Raw genomic sequence first — 16147 nt, forward strand, 5'->3', positions numbered from 1 at the left:
TCTCCTAATCGCCCGGATTCGCCGGCGCGGTCAGCGGACCGATGCGGTAAAGCTCTTCGGGCAGGTGCCCCGCTTCGGGGAAATCCGCCCCGTCGAAGAGCACACTGGTTTCCACGGCGGCGTTCCACCGCTTCGCGAACGACGTGAACAGCCCGATGGACGCCTCGTTGTCCGGGGTGATGGTGGTCTCGAGGTAACGCACGCCCTCGCCGACCAGGCGCGTGTACAGCGTGTCGAGCAGGGCCCCGGCCAGGCCCTTTCCGCGCTGGGACGCGTCGACGGCAACCTGCCAGACGAGCGCCGCGTCGGGCTCGTCCGGTCTGCGGTAGGCGATGACGAAACCGACCGCCCTGCCATCCTCACGCGCGACGACCGAAGACTCGGCGAAATCGCGGCACCACAGCATGTATGCGTACGGCGAGTTGAGATCGAGCTTGGCGGAATCACGCGCGATTCGCCACAGCTCCGCGCCGTCCGCCTTGGTCGGGGATTCGATCAAGTGCGTTACGGACATACTCAGGAAACGTAACAGAGATTTTTCCGCATGCCAGCGACGCAGCTCACGACCCCCGCGATGACCTGCGACGACTCCGAGTACCCGGTGAGCAGTCACACAAACATGTTTGGAGTGGACGGTGCCTGGGCAAAACGCCCGCGGCGGATCGCTCAGCGTGAGCGTCCGGCGACGGCCTTCTGCGCGCGGCGGTGGCCGAGGCGGCGCACGATCGCGCTCAGCGGCATCACGACCGCGGGCAGGATCAGCAGCCCGGACACCACCAGCCACCACACGGCACCCTCGCCGCGCCGCCAGCCCTCGACCACCGAACCGAGCCAGCCGAAGAACGGGCGGGCCAGCGGGGGCAGGAACGCGGCCAGCAGCAGCGCCGCGACGACCAGCGCGCCCAGTGCCGCGAACGCCGACCGCACCTTGTGGCCGGTCGTGAGCAGCGCCGTCGCCAGGTAGACGACCGCGCCCGCCAGGACCGGAAGGCCGATCCACTGCAGGACGGCGCCGCCATTGCTGCCGATCACCAGCCCGGCCAGCAGCGCCAGCGCACCGGCCACGAGCGAGCCCGCCGTGCCGAGCCGGGACGCGCCCTGCGAAACCCGCGCCGTGCTCCTGGCGACCGTCCGCAGGATGCCCGCGACGGTCCGCGGCCAGCCACCGGGCAGCCGGAACGCGACCGTCCCGGCGTTGACCGTGGCGGCGCCGAGCGCGACCAGGGTCCGGGTCAGCCGCGCGGTGCCCTGCTCGCCGGCGAGCTTCTCGGCCGAGACGCGGCAGGCCTGGAACTGGGCCTGAGCGGCGGCCACGTCGACCCGGGGCTGCTCCTCGGCCAGCGCCTTCTCGATGCCCGGGCGGTCTTCGGCGTCGAAGCGCGCCGCGAGCGTGACGACCGGGAGTTCCTCCGCGGCGATCGCTTCCTGCCGCCCGCGGGCCAGCACCATCGCCGTCACCGGCATGCTGATTGGGCGTTCGGCGTCCGGCTCGTCCACCGGATCGAGGTCGGCGTCGAGGCCGAGGAAGGCGAGTTCGGCCGTGAGCTGGTCGCGCAGCTGCCCCGCCTCGGCCGGCGTGCAGCGGTCGCGCTCGTCCGGTTTGCGCCAGCCCGGCTTCAGCACGTTGAGAAGCTCGTCGCGGAACCGGTCCCGGCCCACGACGTCTCGCAGCGTTTCGAGGCGGACCGGGTCGAGCAGGCACTGGACCAGCCAGCCCGCGCCGTCGATGCGGCCCCACATCCAGTCGCTGGCCCGCCACGACGCTTTGTAGAAGGCGCCGAAGTAGCTCGCCTGCATGCCGGTCAGCTTGTCCCACGACCGGCGCCGCGTCATGTCCAGCAACGTCCGTGAATCGGCGCTGACCTGCACGAGGTCGACCCGCTGGTCGACCGACGGCGCCTGCGCGAGCAGCCCGCGCGTCGCCACGTGCAGGGTGAGCAGCCGGGACTGGACGACGTCGTCCGGCACGTCGGGGGTGAGCGCGAGCCAGTCCAGCAGGGTGGTGACCGTCCCGGCGTCGTCCCCGGCAGCCAGCGCGCGCAACGTCGGCGCCGCGGCACGCAGGCCCGCGACCACCTTCGGCCACGCCTCGGCGACGGCGGCCGAGCGGCCGAGCCCGGCCCACTCCGCGGCGAGCTCGCCGATCCACCCCTCCAGGGTGCTGCTCGCCCCGGGCGCGGGGTGCGCGGCGACCCACTGTGCGAGCCGCACCCCGCGGCCGGACGTCCGGCGCGCTTCGTGCAGCTCGGCGCGCGCGTCGTTGAGCGCCTGCGCCTGGGTGCCGTCCGGCCGGAGCCGGAAGCCGGCGTTGACCAGCTGCAGGCCGGTCGCGACGGCGTCGTCGAGCGCGGTCGTCCGGTAGCCGACGAGGTCGGCCACCGAGAGGCTGGCGGCGGGCGGCGTGGCCGGGACGCCGGTGCTCAGCCCGCCCACCGCGATCGCGCGCAGCTGCTGCGACATCCCGGACGCCCACTCGCGGTCCGGGGTGTCCGCATCGGACATCGCGTACCGCCGGGCGGCGGCCCGCACCAGCTCGGCGGCGTCCTCCGCGGTCCGGCGCTCGAGGTAGGCGGCGGCGATCCGCGCGTCGACGAGGCACTCCGGACCGCCGCGCAGGCCCAGCGCGGCCAGCGACACCCGGGTGTCACGCGCGCGGAGCACGGCGTCGTTGTGCCGGGTCAGGTCGTCGAGCTCGGCGCTGATCGACTGGCTCATCACGGTGTTGACGACCTTGGCCATCGCCCCCGACAGCAGCGGCGGGGCCGCCGGATCGCACTCGACGGCGTCGGTTTCGCCTTCGCCGGTCGGCACCACGTAGAGCAGCAGGCGGCGGACGTCCACGCTCGACGTGCGTTCGAAGATCTCGCGCAGCGCCGGGCGCAGCGGCTTGTTGAGCAGCACCCCGCCGTCGGTCAGCCAGTGCGACCGGGTCAGCTCCGTGTACGGCGTCATGTCGGGGTGCAGGCGGTCGGCACCCCCGGTGCCGATCGGCATCCGGGACAGCTCGAACGCGCCGGGGAAGGACGCGGTGGAGCGGGCCGCCAGCGCGAGCGGCCCCTCCACCCCGGACGTCCACAGTGGACCACAGAACCGGAAGAGCATCCGGTGTTCGGTGTCCCGCACCAGGTTCCCCAGCGCGTCGTCGAACCGGGTGGTCTCGCCGTCGATCATGGTGCCGGTGAGCAGCACGGTGATGTCGGGCTCTTCGGGCGGCGGCGAGCCCTGGGCGGTGATCTGCCGCAGCGCCCGTTCGACGTCACCGAGCAGCACGCGGTCGCCGTCGAGCACCGACCGCGGCTGCGGCTCCCGCGCGTCCCGGACCAGGTTCTCCAGCGAGCCGGTGCTGATCCAGGTGTCCCGCAGCACCTGCGGCGTGGAGCCGAAGGCTTCGGCGAGGCCCAGGCAGGCGGCGTTGATCCCGCCGGCGCTGGTGCCGGTGAGGACGTCGATGGAGACGCTCGCCCGCAGCACGTCGAGCAGGCCGCGGTAGAGACCGGGTTCGGTCCCGGGGTCGCGCCGCGACTCGCGGAGCAGCTGCGACGTCTCGGTGGCGACCCCGCCCATCCAGATGGCCAGGCTGGCCCCGCCCACCATGGTCATCGCGAGGCGGATTTCCTGCTGCCACGGTTCCGCGGCCTCGGGCATGGGAGTCTCCCGTCTTCCTGACGCAGAGTAGAGGCGACAGGTGAGCGCGGGGATACATGCGGACGGGCGGCCGTTCGGGTGGGGTTGTTCATCCGCTCAGCCGCCTGCGGTGACGACCACCTTGCCGAACTGGCCGTTCGCCTCGAGGTAGCGGTGCGCCGCGGCGATGCCGTCGAGGTCGAACGTCCGGTCCACGCGCGGCCGGAACGTCCCCGCCCGGACCCCGGCCCGCACGAAGTGCCCGGCGCGGGCCAGGCGGGCCGGGTCCAGCGTGAGGTCGAAGGCGTTGAACAGCCGCATGGTCGGCACGAACCACAGCGGGAACGGCGTTTCCTTCGTGTCGAGGGCGCCGTAGACGACGAGCGTCCCGCCCTTGGCGGTGGCCGCGGCGAGCTTGCGGACGCCTTCGCCGGCAACAGCGTCGAAGACGAACTCCGCGCCCCGGCCGCCGGTGATTTCGAGCGTGCGTGCGGTGACGTCCTCGTCGTCGGTGACGATGACGTGCGCGGCACCGGCGTCCTCGAGACGTGCCTTTTTGGCGGCGGTGCGCGTGACGGCGACGGGGACGGCACCGATGTGGTTGGCGACGTCGATGGCCACCAGCCCGACGCTGCTCGAAGCGGCGGTGATCAGCACGAAGTCACCGGGCCGCACGTGCCCTTCGTCGACGAGCGCGCCGTACGCGGTGAGGAACGGCCCCCACAGCGCGACGGTTTCGGCGGCGTCGAGCCCTTCCGGACGCCGGAGGACGGCGGACGCCGGGACGATCGCCGCTTCGCCGTAGACGCCGTAGTCGCGCATCGAGAAGCCGGCCACGGTGCTGACGGCGTCGCCGACCGCGAAGCCGGAGACACCGTCGCCGAGGGCTTCGACGATCCCGGAGGCGGAGTAGCCGAGCTTGGCGGGGAACGTGCCGGGGCGTTCGAAGTAGGTGCCGGAGCGGAACATCGCCTCGGCCCGGTTGCGCGCAGCGGCATCGGCCCGCAGGCGGGCCCCACCGCTCCCAGGGGGACGTCCCAAGTCCAGTTTACCGCCGCTGACCGACGAAACAGCTTTAATGTTCGGTCAGGCCATTACTTGTCCACATCGGCGACCTGCTGTGGACAATCGCGTTCGCGGCGAGCACGAACGCTCGAAGCCGCCGATCCCGCGGAGCGTCCCTCCGGCCGAGGTGTGCCCCTCCCCGGGGGCACGGACCTGGTGGGCGGCAAGTGGGCGATCCGCGTCCTGGTCCAGCTCGGTTCGGGACCCGCCGGTCCCGCGAACTGAAGAAGGCACCAGGCAGCGTGGCAGATGCTGTCGCTGGCTTTGCGCGGCCTGGAGCGCAACGGCTTGGTGACCGGAGGGTTCCGCCGCGGGTGGAGTACACGATGACGGCGCACGCGGCGGAGCTGGACGAGCCCCTGCACGCGTTGTCGGCGTGGGCGGCGAAACACCGGTCGAAGGTCGCCGAGGCGCGGCAAGCCTTCGACTTCGCCTAAGCCGCCAGGTGCTCCAAAACCAGCACCTGCGCCTCACCGACCGCGAAGCCCAGCACCGCGCCCGTCGCGATCAGAATCCACTCGTCCTGCTCGAACGCCGGTCGCAGCAGCCTTTCGAACTCCCGCGGTGACAGCTCCTTCATCTTCGACACCAGCACGTTCCGGATGTCCATCGCGTCCGCCGCGTAGTCCTCGATGTACCGCATCGTCTCCGGCAACCGGGACATGATCCGGGACGCGATCGCCAGTTTCATGTCCTGGTACTTCCGGCTGCCCACCGCGAACACCAGCAGCGGCTTCGCCACGCTCCCCAGCTCGCGGTCGAGCTGGCGCTGGATCAGCGCCAGCACCCGGTCCGACAGGGGCCCGTGCAGGATCGCCTCGATGACGTTGTGCGGGGTGATGATCTCCTTCGCGATCAACGACCCGTACGCCTCCGCGACCTCCGCGCGCCGCTTCAGGAACAACCCCTGCCACTGCACGCCGAAGTACCTGCGCGGCTCGATCGGGTAGAAGATCATCCGCAGCGCCAGCCAGTCCGTGAACCAGCCGGTGAACAGGCCGAAGACCGGCATGATCGGCGGGAACTTGAACAGCACCCACGCCACCATCTGGACCACGCCGATCGCGCCGCCGAACACCAGGCCGGAGCGCGCGATGAACCTGAACTCGCGGTCACCCGCCTCCTGGAAGATCCGGTTCAGCAGCCGTTTGTCCTTGACCAGGCTGGTGACCACCATGCCCTTGAGGTCGAACACACTGTCCACATCGGACTTGATCAGATCGAGCACGGCGGCGACCATCCGGGGCGACTCGTGCTGGACGCGCTGGATCACCAGCCGCCGCACCCGCTCCGGCAACGACTCCCACAGCCCCGGCCGATAGGCCGCCGCCACCTCGCGGACGATGTCCTCGACTCCGGCCAGCAGCGGTATTTCGATCTCCTTGGCGATCCGGGACGCGTCGAGCCGCTCGACCACCTCGGCCGGCTCGATCAGCTGCTCGGTCATGGTGTCGCAGGCGATGCTCGCCATCCGGGCCGCGCGCTTCGGCACGATGCCCTGCCAGCCCAAAAACGGCCGGACGCCGATGAACTCCACCGGCTGGAACATCATCCGGATCGCGACCAGCTTGGTGCCGTAGCCGATCAGCGCCGCGACGACCGGGATCGACACGTAGAGGGGCCAGTGCTGCGCGAAGTCGGCGAGGATGCCGCCGAAGAAGGCCCCCATCCCGCTAACCGAGGCTCGGGTCGCAGGCCTGCCAGAACTGCGCGCCGAGGCGCGAGACGTGGATCGTCCGCCGGACGAACTTCGCGCGCCGGACGTGCTTCTCCGCGTCGCGCACGGTCTCGTCGGTCAGCAGGATCTCGTACTGCGTCTCCAGGGACGGCACCTCCTCGTCGAGGTCGACGAGGCCGAGACCGATCAGCCGGGTGACGTAGCCGGGCACCTGGTCCGGCAGCGACACCCCGGCCGCCTTGCCGACCGTCGAGGCGTTGCGCAGCACGACCCGGCCGTTGCCGCCGAGGCCGGTCCGCTCGACGACGTCGACGGCGGGGAACGGCGAGCCGTCGGACAGCGCGGACAGGATGCGGGCTTCGTCCGGGGTCAGCTGGCGCAGGATGATCGCGTAGAAGTACTCGCGGGCACGCTCGCGGCCGAAGCCGATGGAGTGGTTGAGCAGTTCGGCCATCGCCGCCCGCAGCGGCTCGGCGTGGTTGTCGCGGGCCGGCACGAGCGTCACGGTGGCTTCGACGGCGGCAGGCCGGTTCATCGCCGACGCCGCGGTCAGTGCCGCGTGGTACGGGTCGTCGACCTCGTCGAGCCGGCGGCGCAGCTCGGTCAGCAGCTGCCGCTCGACCTGCCGCACGCTGCGTTCGGCGGTCTCGACGCCGGGGAGCTTGCGGCCGAGCGCGAAGCCGGTTCGCGCGGCCCAGCCGGCGAGCTGGCCGGCGCGGCGGGCCAAGTCGGCCACCTCGTCCGCGGTGCCCCGGCCGTTCGGTCGCTCTGCGTTCACCGGTGGACTCCCCTCTGCTTACGCGGCTGATGCTACCTGCGGGTAGGCCGAACGGAGGTGTGATGACCGGCATCATGTGGTCATGAGTCCGACGCGCTGGGGCCCGCCGATCGACGTCCTCCCGTACTTCTCGAAGGAAGAACAAGCGCTGATGACGCTGCTCGGTGCGCTGACCGAGGAGGACTGGACGCGGCCGACCATGTGCACCGGCTGGACGGTCAAGGACATCGCCGCCCACCTGCTGGGCGACAAGGTCGGCCGGCTGTCCCGTGGCCGCGACGGGCACGCGGCGGATTCCCCCCGTCCGGGTGAGGCGTTCCCCCGGTTCATCGACCGGATCAACGAGGAGTGGGTCGTCGCCTGCCGCCGGCTCTCGACCGACGTCCTGCTCACCATGCTGTACGAGTTCATGGGCCAGACGACGGAGTACTGGGCGCAGCTGGACCTCGACACGCCCGGCATGCCGGTGAGCTGGGCCGGCGACGAGCCGGCGCCGCGCTGGCTGGACGCGGCCCGCGACTACTCCGAGTTCTGGGTCCACCACGTGCAGATCCGCGAGGCCCTCGAGCACACGCCGCTGGAGGCGGAGTACGCCGAGCCGATCGCGGACACGTTCATCCGGGCGCTGCCGCACACCCTGCGTGACGTCGACGCGCGCGTCGGCAAGCAGGTCGGCTACACCGTCACCGGCCACGGCCGGTGGTACGCCCGCCGCGAGCGCGACGGCTGGGTGCTGGACCGCGGCGCCCCGCCGTCCCGCACCCCGCTGGCGACGGTGACGACGGACCTCGACACGTTCTGGCGGCTCTGCACCCGCAACGCCGCGAACCTCGACGGCGTCCGGACGACCGGGGACGAAAGCGTTTGCGCGCAGGTCCTGACGATGACGTCGATCATCGTCTGAGGCTCAGCGGCGGCGCGCCTGCTTCCGCAGCTGCAGGATCCGCGCCCCGCCGATCAGGGCGACCAGCGCCGCCCCGCCGATCGCCGAGAACAGCATGGCGATGGCCAGCGGCAGGCTGCCTTCGGCGCCGAAGAAATGCACCGTCGCCGGGTCGAGGTTCTGCAGGATGAAGACCAGCAGGACGGCCAGGACCAGCAGGCCGGCGATGACCGCGACCCAGGTGCCGCTGATCCGCGTCGGCCGGGTCTTGCCCGTGGACCTGGCCGGTGCCGGCCGCACCGGCGTCACCTCCTCCGCGCCCGGCCGGACGTCGCCGGCCCGCAGCTCGGCTGGTTCCAGGGCGCCTTCGGGCAGGTCGGGACGGGTGGGACCGGTGGGGCGGTCGGCCGCGCCCCCGCGCGCGTGCGTCATCTACCCAGTGTCCGTCCGGCGCGCGGGGAGCGCCGCCTCAAACCCCCTAACGGGCGAAGCCGTCGACCTCCCGCAGGACGCGCAGCGTGTTCTTGCCGGCCAGCTTCGCGCAGTCGTCCTCACTCCACCCGCGCTCGAGCAGCGCGGCGAACAACACCGGGTACTTGGACGTGTCCTCCAGCCCCTCCGGCAGCGAGGCGACCCCGTCGTAGTCGCCGCCGAGGCCGATGTGGTCGATGCCGGCGACCTCGCGGGCGTGTTCCACGTGCGCGACGACGTCTTCGACGGTGGCCAGCGGCTTGGGCGGGCCGTCCCATTCCTTCACGAACGCCCCGCGCTGGGCGAGGTTCCGGTACTCCTGCCCGGCCTCGGTCATCGCGGCCTCGAGGCGTTCGTTCCAGGCGGCGACCTTCGGCGAGACGAACGCGGGCACGAAGGTGATCATCGCGACCCCGCCGTTGCCCGGCAGCTGGGCGAGGACGTCGTCGGGGACGTTGCGGGGGTGGTCGTTCACGGCGATGCAGGACGAGTGGCTGAAGATCACCGGCACCGAGCTGATCTCGATGGCCGCCCGCATGGTCGACGGCGCGACGTGCGACAGGTCGACCATCATGCCGATCTTGTTCATCTCGCGGACGACCTCGCGGCCGAACTCGGTGAGCCCGCCGTGGGCGGGTTCGTCGGTGCCGGAGTCGGCCCAGGTGGTGTTGAAGTTGTGCGTCAGCGTCATGTAGCGGACGCCGAGCCGGCGCAGGATCCGCAGCACCCCGAGGGACTCGGCGATGCTGTGGCCGCCCTCGGCCCCGAGCAGCGACGCGATCCGGCCGTCGGCGAAGGCGGCCTCGGCCTCGTCGGCGGTGGTGACCAGGCGCAGCCGGTCGGGGTAGCGCTCGGCCAGCTGGTGGACGACTTCGATCTGCTCCAGGACGGCGGTCACGGCGCTGTGGCCCTCGAACTCGCAGGGCACGTACACGGACCAGAACTGCATGCCGAGCTTCCCGTCGGCGAGCTTCGGGAAGTCGGTGTGCAGGGCGGGCTGCCGGACCGTCAGGTCCAGCGACGCGGCCGCCTCGACCGGGTTCGGGCCACCGTGCTGCCGCAGCTCCCACGGCAGGTCGTTGTGCCCGTCGGCGAGGATGACCGCGTCCAGCAGTTTGGTAGCACGCTGTAGTGCCTCGTTAGTCATCGCCCGATCGTAGGGACGCCCGGTATATGGTTCGTACAAACGCCCTGACATCTTCTCCGGAAGAAGTAATCCGGCGAGGTGTTGCGGTAAAGTGCGGTCCGTGGACACCGACGACGACGAGATCGTCACCTGGTGGGGCCTGGTCATCGAGGGTTACCTGGCCACCCAGGACAGGCTGATGGGCGAGATCGCCGACCGCTTCGGGCTCGCGCCGGCGTCGTTCGACATCCTGCTGCGGCTGGTCCGCTCGCCCGAGCACCGGATGCCGATGACCCGCCTGGCCACGGAGGCCGCGCTGTCCAGCGGCGGCTTCACGAAGGTGGCGGACCGCCTGGTGGCCGCCGACCTGATCTGCCGCATCCCGAGCCCCGACGACCGCCGCGTCACGTTCGCGTCCCTGACCGAGCACGGCCTCGAGGTGGCGAACCAGGCCCGCGCGGCCGCCGCGGACATCCTGCGGCGCATCGTGCTGACCCCGCTGGGTGACGACGCACCCGCACTCGCCGAAGCCATGCGGACACTCCGGGCGTTCAACGAACGGCGTTGAAAAAGTCGAGGTCACGGCGGTGCCCGCGGGGGCGCACCATGAGAACCATGCTGACCGAATCGACCATCACGACGATGCTTCCGGTGACCGACAGTGAACGTGCCGGCCGCTTCTACACGGACTCTCTCGGCCTGAAGCAGGTGGGGAAGGGCGAAGACGGGACGCTCTACTTCGCGGCGGGCGCGGGCGCGATCGGCCTCCGCCCGATGCCGGCCGGCGCGCAGAGCGAAAACACGGCACTGAGTTTCGAAGTCAGCGACCTCGAAACCGAGGTCACGACGCTGGAGAACCGCGGCGTGCGGTTCCAGGACTTCGAGATGGAGGGCCTGAAGACGGTCGCCCACATCGCCGAGATGGGCCAGGAACGAGCAGCGTGGTTCAACGACTCCGAGGGCAACGTCCTGTGCCTGCACCAGGTGCTGACCTGACCTCTGGGGGCGCGGGGGTGCCGTCGTCTCACCGGCACCCCCGCGTGCGAACCGCTACGCCAGCGACGGCATCAGCTTGACCGCGTTCCCCGACAGCACCCCGCTCAGCACGTCCTCCGGCCACCCCAGCCCCGACAGCGCCCGGACGTTCCCGGCCACCGAAGGCACGCCAGGCCAGTCCGTGCCGAACACGAACTTCCCGGCCAGCCGGGTCAGGTCGAACCGCCGGTAGTACTCCGGCAGCTTCTTCGGCGGCAGCCCGGCGAGGTCGAGCCAGACGTTGTCCCTGGCCAGCGCGAGGAACGCCGCCACGTCGTACCACCAGCCGCGGCCGCCGTGGGCGAAGACGAACTGCAGGGCCGGGAAGTCCTCGACCACGTCGGACAGCAGCTCGGGGTTGCCGAAACTGGTGCGGGAGCCGGGAAAGCTCGACGTTCCCGAGTGGAGGATCACCGGCACCCCGCGGTCGAGGCACAGCTGGTAGACCGGGTACAGCTCCTTGTCCGCCGGCGAAAACGCGCCGTGCACCGGGTGGATCTTCAGCGCCACCGCGCCCAGGTCCAGCTGGCGCGAAACCTCCGCCGCCGCCGGGTGGTGCAGGTACGGGTTGACGTTCGCGACCAGCCGGAACCGCTCCGGGTTGTGCGCCACCAGCGGCAGGTTGTCCTCGATCGGCTGGATCCCGGTCGCCCGCGGGCTGTACTCGCAGAACAACAGGACCCGGTCGACGCCTTCGGCCTCCATCAGCTCGTCCATCGCCGCGGGGACGACCTCCCCCGAAGGGGAATACACCGAGCGCCACGGGTACGAGCCCGCGAAGTCGTGCGCCCACTGCAGCCACGCGGGTTTGAGCGTCGGCAGCCGCGGCGCGTGGACGTGCGCGTCGACCACGAAGTGCCCGTCGATCATGGGTGCGGCGCCACCGCCCGCAGCACGTCACGGACCTGTTCGCGGATGACGTTGCGGCGGATCTTGCCGGTCGCCGTCTTCGGCAGCTCGGCCAGCTCGACCACCCCGCGCGGGCGCTTGAACGCCGCCAGGCCCTCGCGGCAGAACTCGATCAGCTCGTCCGGGTCGACGGCGAACCCGGGGGCGGGCACCACGCACGCCACCGGCTTGTCGAGCCCGTCGGCGTCCGGTGCGGCGACGACCGCGACCTCCGCCACCGCCGGGTGCTGCCGCAGCCGTTCCTCCACTTCGGACGGTGACACCCAGATGCCGCCCGCTTTCAGCATGTCCCCGAACCGGCCGAGACAGCTGTACGTCCCGTCCTCGTTGCGCACGTAACTGTCACCGGTCCGCAGCCATTCGCCCTGGAACACGAGCTTCGTCGCGTCGTAGCGGGCCCAGTACCCGGTCGCCGTCGACGGCCCGGACACGAACAGCTCGCCCGGCTGCCCGGGCGTGTCGATCACCGCGCCCGCTTCGTCGCGGATCTGCAGGGAGTACCCCGGCACGGCGACGCCGGTGGTGCCCGGCCGCACGGTGCCGGGCTGGTTGGACAGGAAGATGTGCAGGGCCTCGGTCGACCCGATGCCGTCGAGGATTTCCAGCCCGAAGCGGGCGCGGAACCGTTCGAACAGCGACGCCGGCAGCGGCTCGCCGGCCGAAACCGCGTACCGCACCGAAGCGAACGAGTCGTCCGGGACGTCGCTGGCGAGCAGCGCCGCGTAGAACGTCGGAACCGCGAAGAACAGCGACGGCTGCTCTTCGCGAGCGCGTCTCGCGAACAACGCGGGCGTCGGACGCGAAGGCTCGAGCAGTGTCGTGCCGCCCGCGCCGAGCGGGAAGAAGCACGAGTTCCCCAGCCCGTAGGCGAAGAACAGCTTGGGCACCGACAGGAACCGGTCCGCCGCCGACGTCGCCAGCACGCCGCGGGCGTAGGTCTCGCAGACCGCGCGGATGCTCGCGTGCCGGTGCATCGCGCCCTTCGGCTGCCCGGTCGTGCCGGAGGTGTACAGCCACAACGCGGGCGAGTCCTCCCACGTCCGGCCGTCGCGGAACTCGCCGTCCAGTTCGGACCACCGGTGGGTGCGGACGCCGTCCGGGACCCCCGCCGCGTCGGACCGGTCGAGCAGCACGTCGGTGACCTCGGGGGCGAGGCCGAGCGCGGTCACCGCCTGTTCGGCGAACTCCCCGGACACGCACAGCACGCGCGCCCGCGAGTCGGCCAGCATCTTGCCCAGCTCCAGCCCGGTGACCATGGTCGACACCGGGACGGCGACCGCGCCGGCCAGCATCGCGCCGAGGATGCCGGTGAGCAGCTCGACGTCGTCGACCATGCAGAACATGACCCGTTCCTCGGGCCGCACGCCGAGCTCGGTGAGCCCGCCGGCGACGCGCCGGGACTCGGCGGCGAGCTCGGCGTAGGTGAGGGTGCGGCGGGGCGACACGACCGCGGTCGCGTCCGGGTGCCCGGCCCGCAGCAGGTACTCCGCGGCATTGAACCCTGTCGCCACCAGGCCTCCTACGTGAGGTACACGTACTCGTAGTCGATGGGCTTGCCGTTGATGCCCTGCCGCGGCGGCGCCACCCAGCTCGCGATCTTCCCCCGCTCGTACACCGGGCGCATCAGCGAGCGGACGAACGTGAGGTCTTCGGTCGTGGGCAGCCACTTGCGTTTGCCTGCCTCCCAGGTCGCCTCGTCGACGATGGTCCCGTCGGGAGTGACGTGGTGGCCGGAGTTTATGCCCACTTCGCGGTTGAAGCCAGGGTGCGGCAGGCGGAACGCGAAGTCGATGCCGGCGTCGGCGAGGATCCGGTTCCAGCGCTTCACGCCGGTCTGGCAGTCCGCCACGTACTCGCTGCGCAGGTCGAGGTTGAGCAGCAGGATCGCCTGCTGCTCTTCGGTCGTCCAGGTGCCGTCGCCGTTCGGCCGCTCCAGCGTGCGGGCGTCGTCGGTGAGCTTGTGGTCGTCCTTGCGGCGGGTTTCCTGCCAGCGGCCCTTGAGCCCGGCGGTGTAGTAGTTCGCCGCGTTCGTCGACGTCTCGCTGCCGAACAGGTCGAGCGAAACGGTGTAGTGGAAGTTGATGTACCGCTGGATGACGTCCAGCGGGATGCCGCCGTGCGGGCCGATGTCGAGCGTGTCGTGCTCGCGGATCAGCTCCGCGCTGCGGGTCACCACGCGGTCGACGCCGGTGGTGCCGACCATCATGTGGTGCGCTTCCTCCTTGAGCATGAACTCGCAGGTGCGCGAGAGCGGGTCGAAGGAGCTTTCCTTGAGCGTGCCGAGCTGGTACTTCCCGTCGCGGTCGGTGAAGTAGGTGAACATGTAGAAGGCCAGCCAGTCGGCGGTTTCCTCGTTGAACGCGCCGAGGATCCGCGGCGCGTCGGGGCTACCCGAGTTGCGCAGCAGCAGTCCTTCGGCCTCGTCACGGCCTTCGCGGCCGAAGTAGGCGTGCAGCAGGTACACCATCGCCCACAGGTGACGGCCTTCTTCGACGTTGACCTGGAACAGGTTCCGCAGGTCGTACAGGCTCGGCGCGGTGAGACCGAGGAGTTTCTGCTGCTCGACCGACGCCGGTTCGGTGTCGCCCTGGATGACGATCAGCCGCTGCAGGTCGGCGCGGTATTCGCCGGGGACCTGCTGCCAGACCGGCTCGCCCTTGTGCTCGCCGAAGGCGATCCGGCGGTCGGGGTCGCGCTCGGCGAGGAAGATGCCCCAGCGGTAGTCGGGGACGTTGACGTGGTCGAAGTGCGCCCAGCCTTCGCGGCCCACGCTGACGGCGGTGCGCAGGTAGACGCCGTGGGTTTCCAGCGTCGGGCCCATTTCGCCCCACCAGTGCAGGAACTTCGGCTGCCAGCCTTCCAGAGCCCGCTGCAGCCTGCGGTCTTCGGAGAGGTTGACGTTGTTGGGGATCTTGGCGTCGTAGTCGATTTTCTCGGGCATCTGCGCTAGACCCGCTTCCTGTCGAAGACGGCCTTCTGCCCCGTACCGTATCGGCGCAGCGCGCCTTCCGGCCCGGATGCGTTCGGGCGGGTGAAAATCCAGTTCTGCCAAGCCGCCAGCCGGCCGAAGATCTTGGTCTCGATGGTCTCGGGGCCGACGAACCGGTGGTTGGCCTCCATGCCCGTGAGCGCGTCCGGGGACAGCGACGCGCGGCCTTCGAGGGCGATCCGGATCTCGTCCTCCCAGTCGAGGTCGTCCGGGGCGTCGGTGACCAGGCCGAGTTCGACGGCTTCGGCGGCGCTCAGCGCGCGGTTCTTCTCGCGCGCCAGCCAGGTGAGGTGGTCGTCGTCGCCGTAGAACCGGGTCTGCAGGCGGGTCAGGCCGTTGCCCATCGGGAACGCGCCGAAGTTGGCTTCGGTGAGCCTGATCGACGCGCGTTCGTCGGAGTCTTCGTCGTCGATCGGCGGGCCGTCCAGGATGTACTGGCGGTCGGCGGCCAGCGCGATTTCCAGCAGCGCGCCGGCGAAGCAGCTGCCGGGTTCGATGAGGGCGATCAGGCTGCGGCTGGTGACGTCGAGGCGCTTGAGCGTGCGCTTGAAGTAGTGCGTGATCTCGTTGGCCAGCCAGTCCTTGCCGCCGAGCACGGCCTGCTCGTGCGCCAGGACCTTCTCGGGGTCGCCCTGGGTCTTGAGGATCCACGTGCCGGCTTCGACCTCGTTGGTGCGCAGCCGCAGGATGGCGTCGTCCAGCTCGCGGGTCATGGCGAGGAGCCAGCCGTTCGCACCTTCTTCGTGCAGGTCGCCGGGGTCGGTTTCGGGCCCCTTGATGGTGATGGTGACCTGGTCCTTGGCGACCTCCGTGTCGACATGGCGATGTTCGAGCGGGGTCAGCTCGATGCCTTGGTCACCCTGCTTCTCGGAGCGGCGGGCGATTTCCCGCGCCTTTTCCAGGACCTTCTCGCGGAAGTCCTGGCGCGGCACCAGTTCGTCGACCAGGCGCCAGTCGACCGCCGTCTTGCCCTTGACGCCGTCGGGGCGCGTGGCGAAGACGTCGGCGAGGTCCCGGCGCACCCGTCGTTTGTCGACGACCCGGGTGAGGCCGCCGGTGCCGGGCAGCACGCCGAGCAGGGGGACCTCCGGCAGCGCGACCGTCGAGGAGTTGTCGTCGATCAGGAAGATCTTTTCGCAGGCCAGCGCGATTTCGTAGCCACCGCCGGCGCAGGTGCCGTTGACCGCGGCCACGTAGACCTGGCCGGAGTGCTCGGTGGCGTCCTCCATCCCGTTGCGGGTCTCGTTGGTGAACTTGCAGAAGTTGACCTTCCAGTGGTGCTCCGACGCGGCGAGCATCCGGATGTTCGCGCCGGCGCAGAACACCTTGTCCTTCGCGCTGGTCACGATGACCACCCGCACCTCGGGGTGCTCGAACCGCAGCCGCTGCGTGGCGTCGTAGAGCTCGATGTCGACCCCGAGGTCGTAGGAGTTGAGCTTGAGCTCGTAGCCCGGGACCAGGCCGCCCTGCTCGTCGACATCCAGCTCCAGCCAGGCCACCTCCCCGTCGATCCGGAGGCGCCAGTGGCGGTACTCGTCGGGACGGCGGTCGAAGGCAACCGGTGTGGTGGTGGTCACTCACCCGATTGT

14 protein-coding genes are annotated in these 16147 nt (G+C 70.7%); 3 read left to right on the plus strand and 11 right to left on the minus strand.

Annotated features, from left to right (window positions below):
* Positions 1-4: 4 nt before the first annotated feature.
* The 5 genes from ectA to AB0J55_RS39355 form a co-directional block, all read right to left on the minus strand.
* Positions 5-514: a diaminobutyrate acetyltransferase gene (gene ectA / locus AB0J55_RS39335; protein WP_364260928.1), complete on the minus strand. Its 510-nt coding sequence runs from the start codon at positions 512-514 to the stop codon at positions 5-7.
* A 152-nt stretch (positions 515-666) separates the two neighbouring features.
* Entirely contained in the window at positions 667-3645 is a 2979-nt protein-coding gene (locus AB0J55_RS39340) for a patatin-like protein (protein ID WP_364260931.1), read from the minus strand.
* A gap of 96 nt (positions 3646-3741) precedes the next feature.
* A complete protein-coding gene (locus AB0J55_RS39345; RefSeq protein WP_364260934.1) occupies positions 3742-4665 on the minus strand; it encodes a zinc-dependent alcohol dehydrogenase family protein in 924 nt (307 codons plus the stop codon).
* A gap of 457 nt (positions 4666-5122) precedes the next feature.
* The gene (locus AB0J55_RS39350; protein WP_364260937.1) at positions 5123-6358 is read right to left on the minus strand and encodes a DUF445 domain-containing protein; all 1236 of its coding nucleotides are present in this window, start codon (positions 6356-6358) and stop codon (positions 5123-5125) included.
* Between the two features lie 4 nt (positions 6359-6362).
* Positions 6363-7145, minus strand: coding sequence for an Abi-alpha family protein (locus AB0J55_RS39355; RefSeq protein ID WP_364260940.1), 783 nt, complete (start codon positions 7143-7145; stop codon positions 6363-6365).
* A gap of 82 nt (positions 7146-7227) precedes the next feature.
* Between AB0J55_RS39355 and AB0J55_RS39360 the strand changes: the two genes are divergently transcribed.
* The gene (locus AB0J55_RS39360; protein WP_364260943.1) at positions 7228-8049 is read left to right on the plus strand and encodes a maleylpyruvate isomerase family mycothiol-dependent enzyme; all 822 of its coding nucleotides are present in this window, start codon (positions 7228-7230) and stop codon (positions 8047-8049) included.
* 3 nt (positions 8050-8052) lie between these two features.
* Here AB0J55_RS39360 and AB0J55_RS39365 read toward each other — a convergent pair whose 3' ends face one another.
* Complete coding sequence (locus AB0J55_RS39365; RefSeq protein ID WP_364260946.1) at positions 8053-8460, minus strand: lipopolysaccharide assembly protein LapA domain-containing protein; 408 nt, start codon at positions 8458-8460, stop codon at positions 8053-8055.
* Between the two features lie 46 nt (positions 8461-8506).
* Positions 8507-9646 carry a dipeptidase gene (locus AB0J55_RS39370; RefSeq protein ID WP_364260949.1) on the minus strand — a complete coding sequence of 380 codons (1140 nt, stop codon included), beginning with the start codon at positions 9644-9646 and terminating at the stop codon, positions 8507-8509.
* Between the two features lie 100 nt (positions 9647-9746).
* On the opposite strand from AB0J55_RS39370, the gene AB0J55_RS39375 reads away from it, so the two are divergent.
* On the plus strand, positions 9747-10193 hold the full coding sequence (locus AB0J55_RS39375) for a MarR family transcriptional regulator (protein WP_364260952.1): 447 nt from the start codon (positions 9747-9749) through the stop codon (positions 10191-10193).
* Positions 10194-10240: 47 nt separating this feature from the next.
* Positions 10241-10621, plus strand: coding sequence for a VOC family protein (locus tag AB0J55_RS39380; RefSeq protein WP_364260955.1), 381 nt, complete (start codon positions 10241-10243; stop codon positions 10619-10621).
* Positions 10622-10675: 54 nt separating this feature from the next.
* Here AB0J55_RS39380 and AB0J55_RS39385 read toward each other — a convergent pair whose 3' ends face one another.
* From AB0J55_RS39385 to boxC, 4 genes are read right to left on the minus strand one after another with little or no spacing between them, the layout of a single operon-like run.
* Positions 10676-11530 (minus strand): amidohydrolase family protein, encoded by an 855-nt coding sequence (locus tag AB0J55_RS39385; RefSeq protein ID WP_364260958.1) that lies wholly within the window; start codon positions 11528-11530, stop codon positions 10676-10678.
* Positions 11527-13080, minus strand: coding sequence for a benzoate-CoA ligase family protein (locus tag AB0J55_RS39390; RefSeq protein ID WP_364260961.1), 1554 nt, complete (start codon positions 13078-13080; stop codon positions 11527-11529). Before AB0J55_RS39390 ends, AB0J55_RS39385 begins: the two co-directional genes overlap by 4 nt.
* A gap of 8 nt (positions 13081-13088) precedes the next feature.
* Positions 13089-14510, minus strand: coding sequence for a benzoyl-CoA 2,3-epoxidase subunit BoxB (boxB, locus tag AB0J55_RS39395; RefSeq protein WP_364260964.1), 1422 nt, complete (start codon positions 14508-14510; stop codon positions 13089-13091).
* A gap of 5 nt (positions 14511-14515) precedes the next feature.
* The gene (gene boxC / locus AB0J55_RS39400) at positions 14516-16135 is read right to left on the minus strand and encodes a 2,3-epoxybenzoyl-CoA dihydrolase (RefSeq protein WP_364260967.1); all 1620 of its coding nucleotides are present in this window, start codon (positions 16133-16135) and stop codon (positions 14516-14518) included.
* Positions 16136-16147: the final 12 nt, after the last annotated feature.

The organism is Amycolatopsis sp. NPDC049688 (assembly GCF_040674975.1).
GTDB lineage: Bacteria > Actinomycetota > Actinomycetes > Mycobacteriales > Pseudonocardiaceae > Amycolatopsis.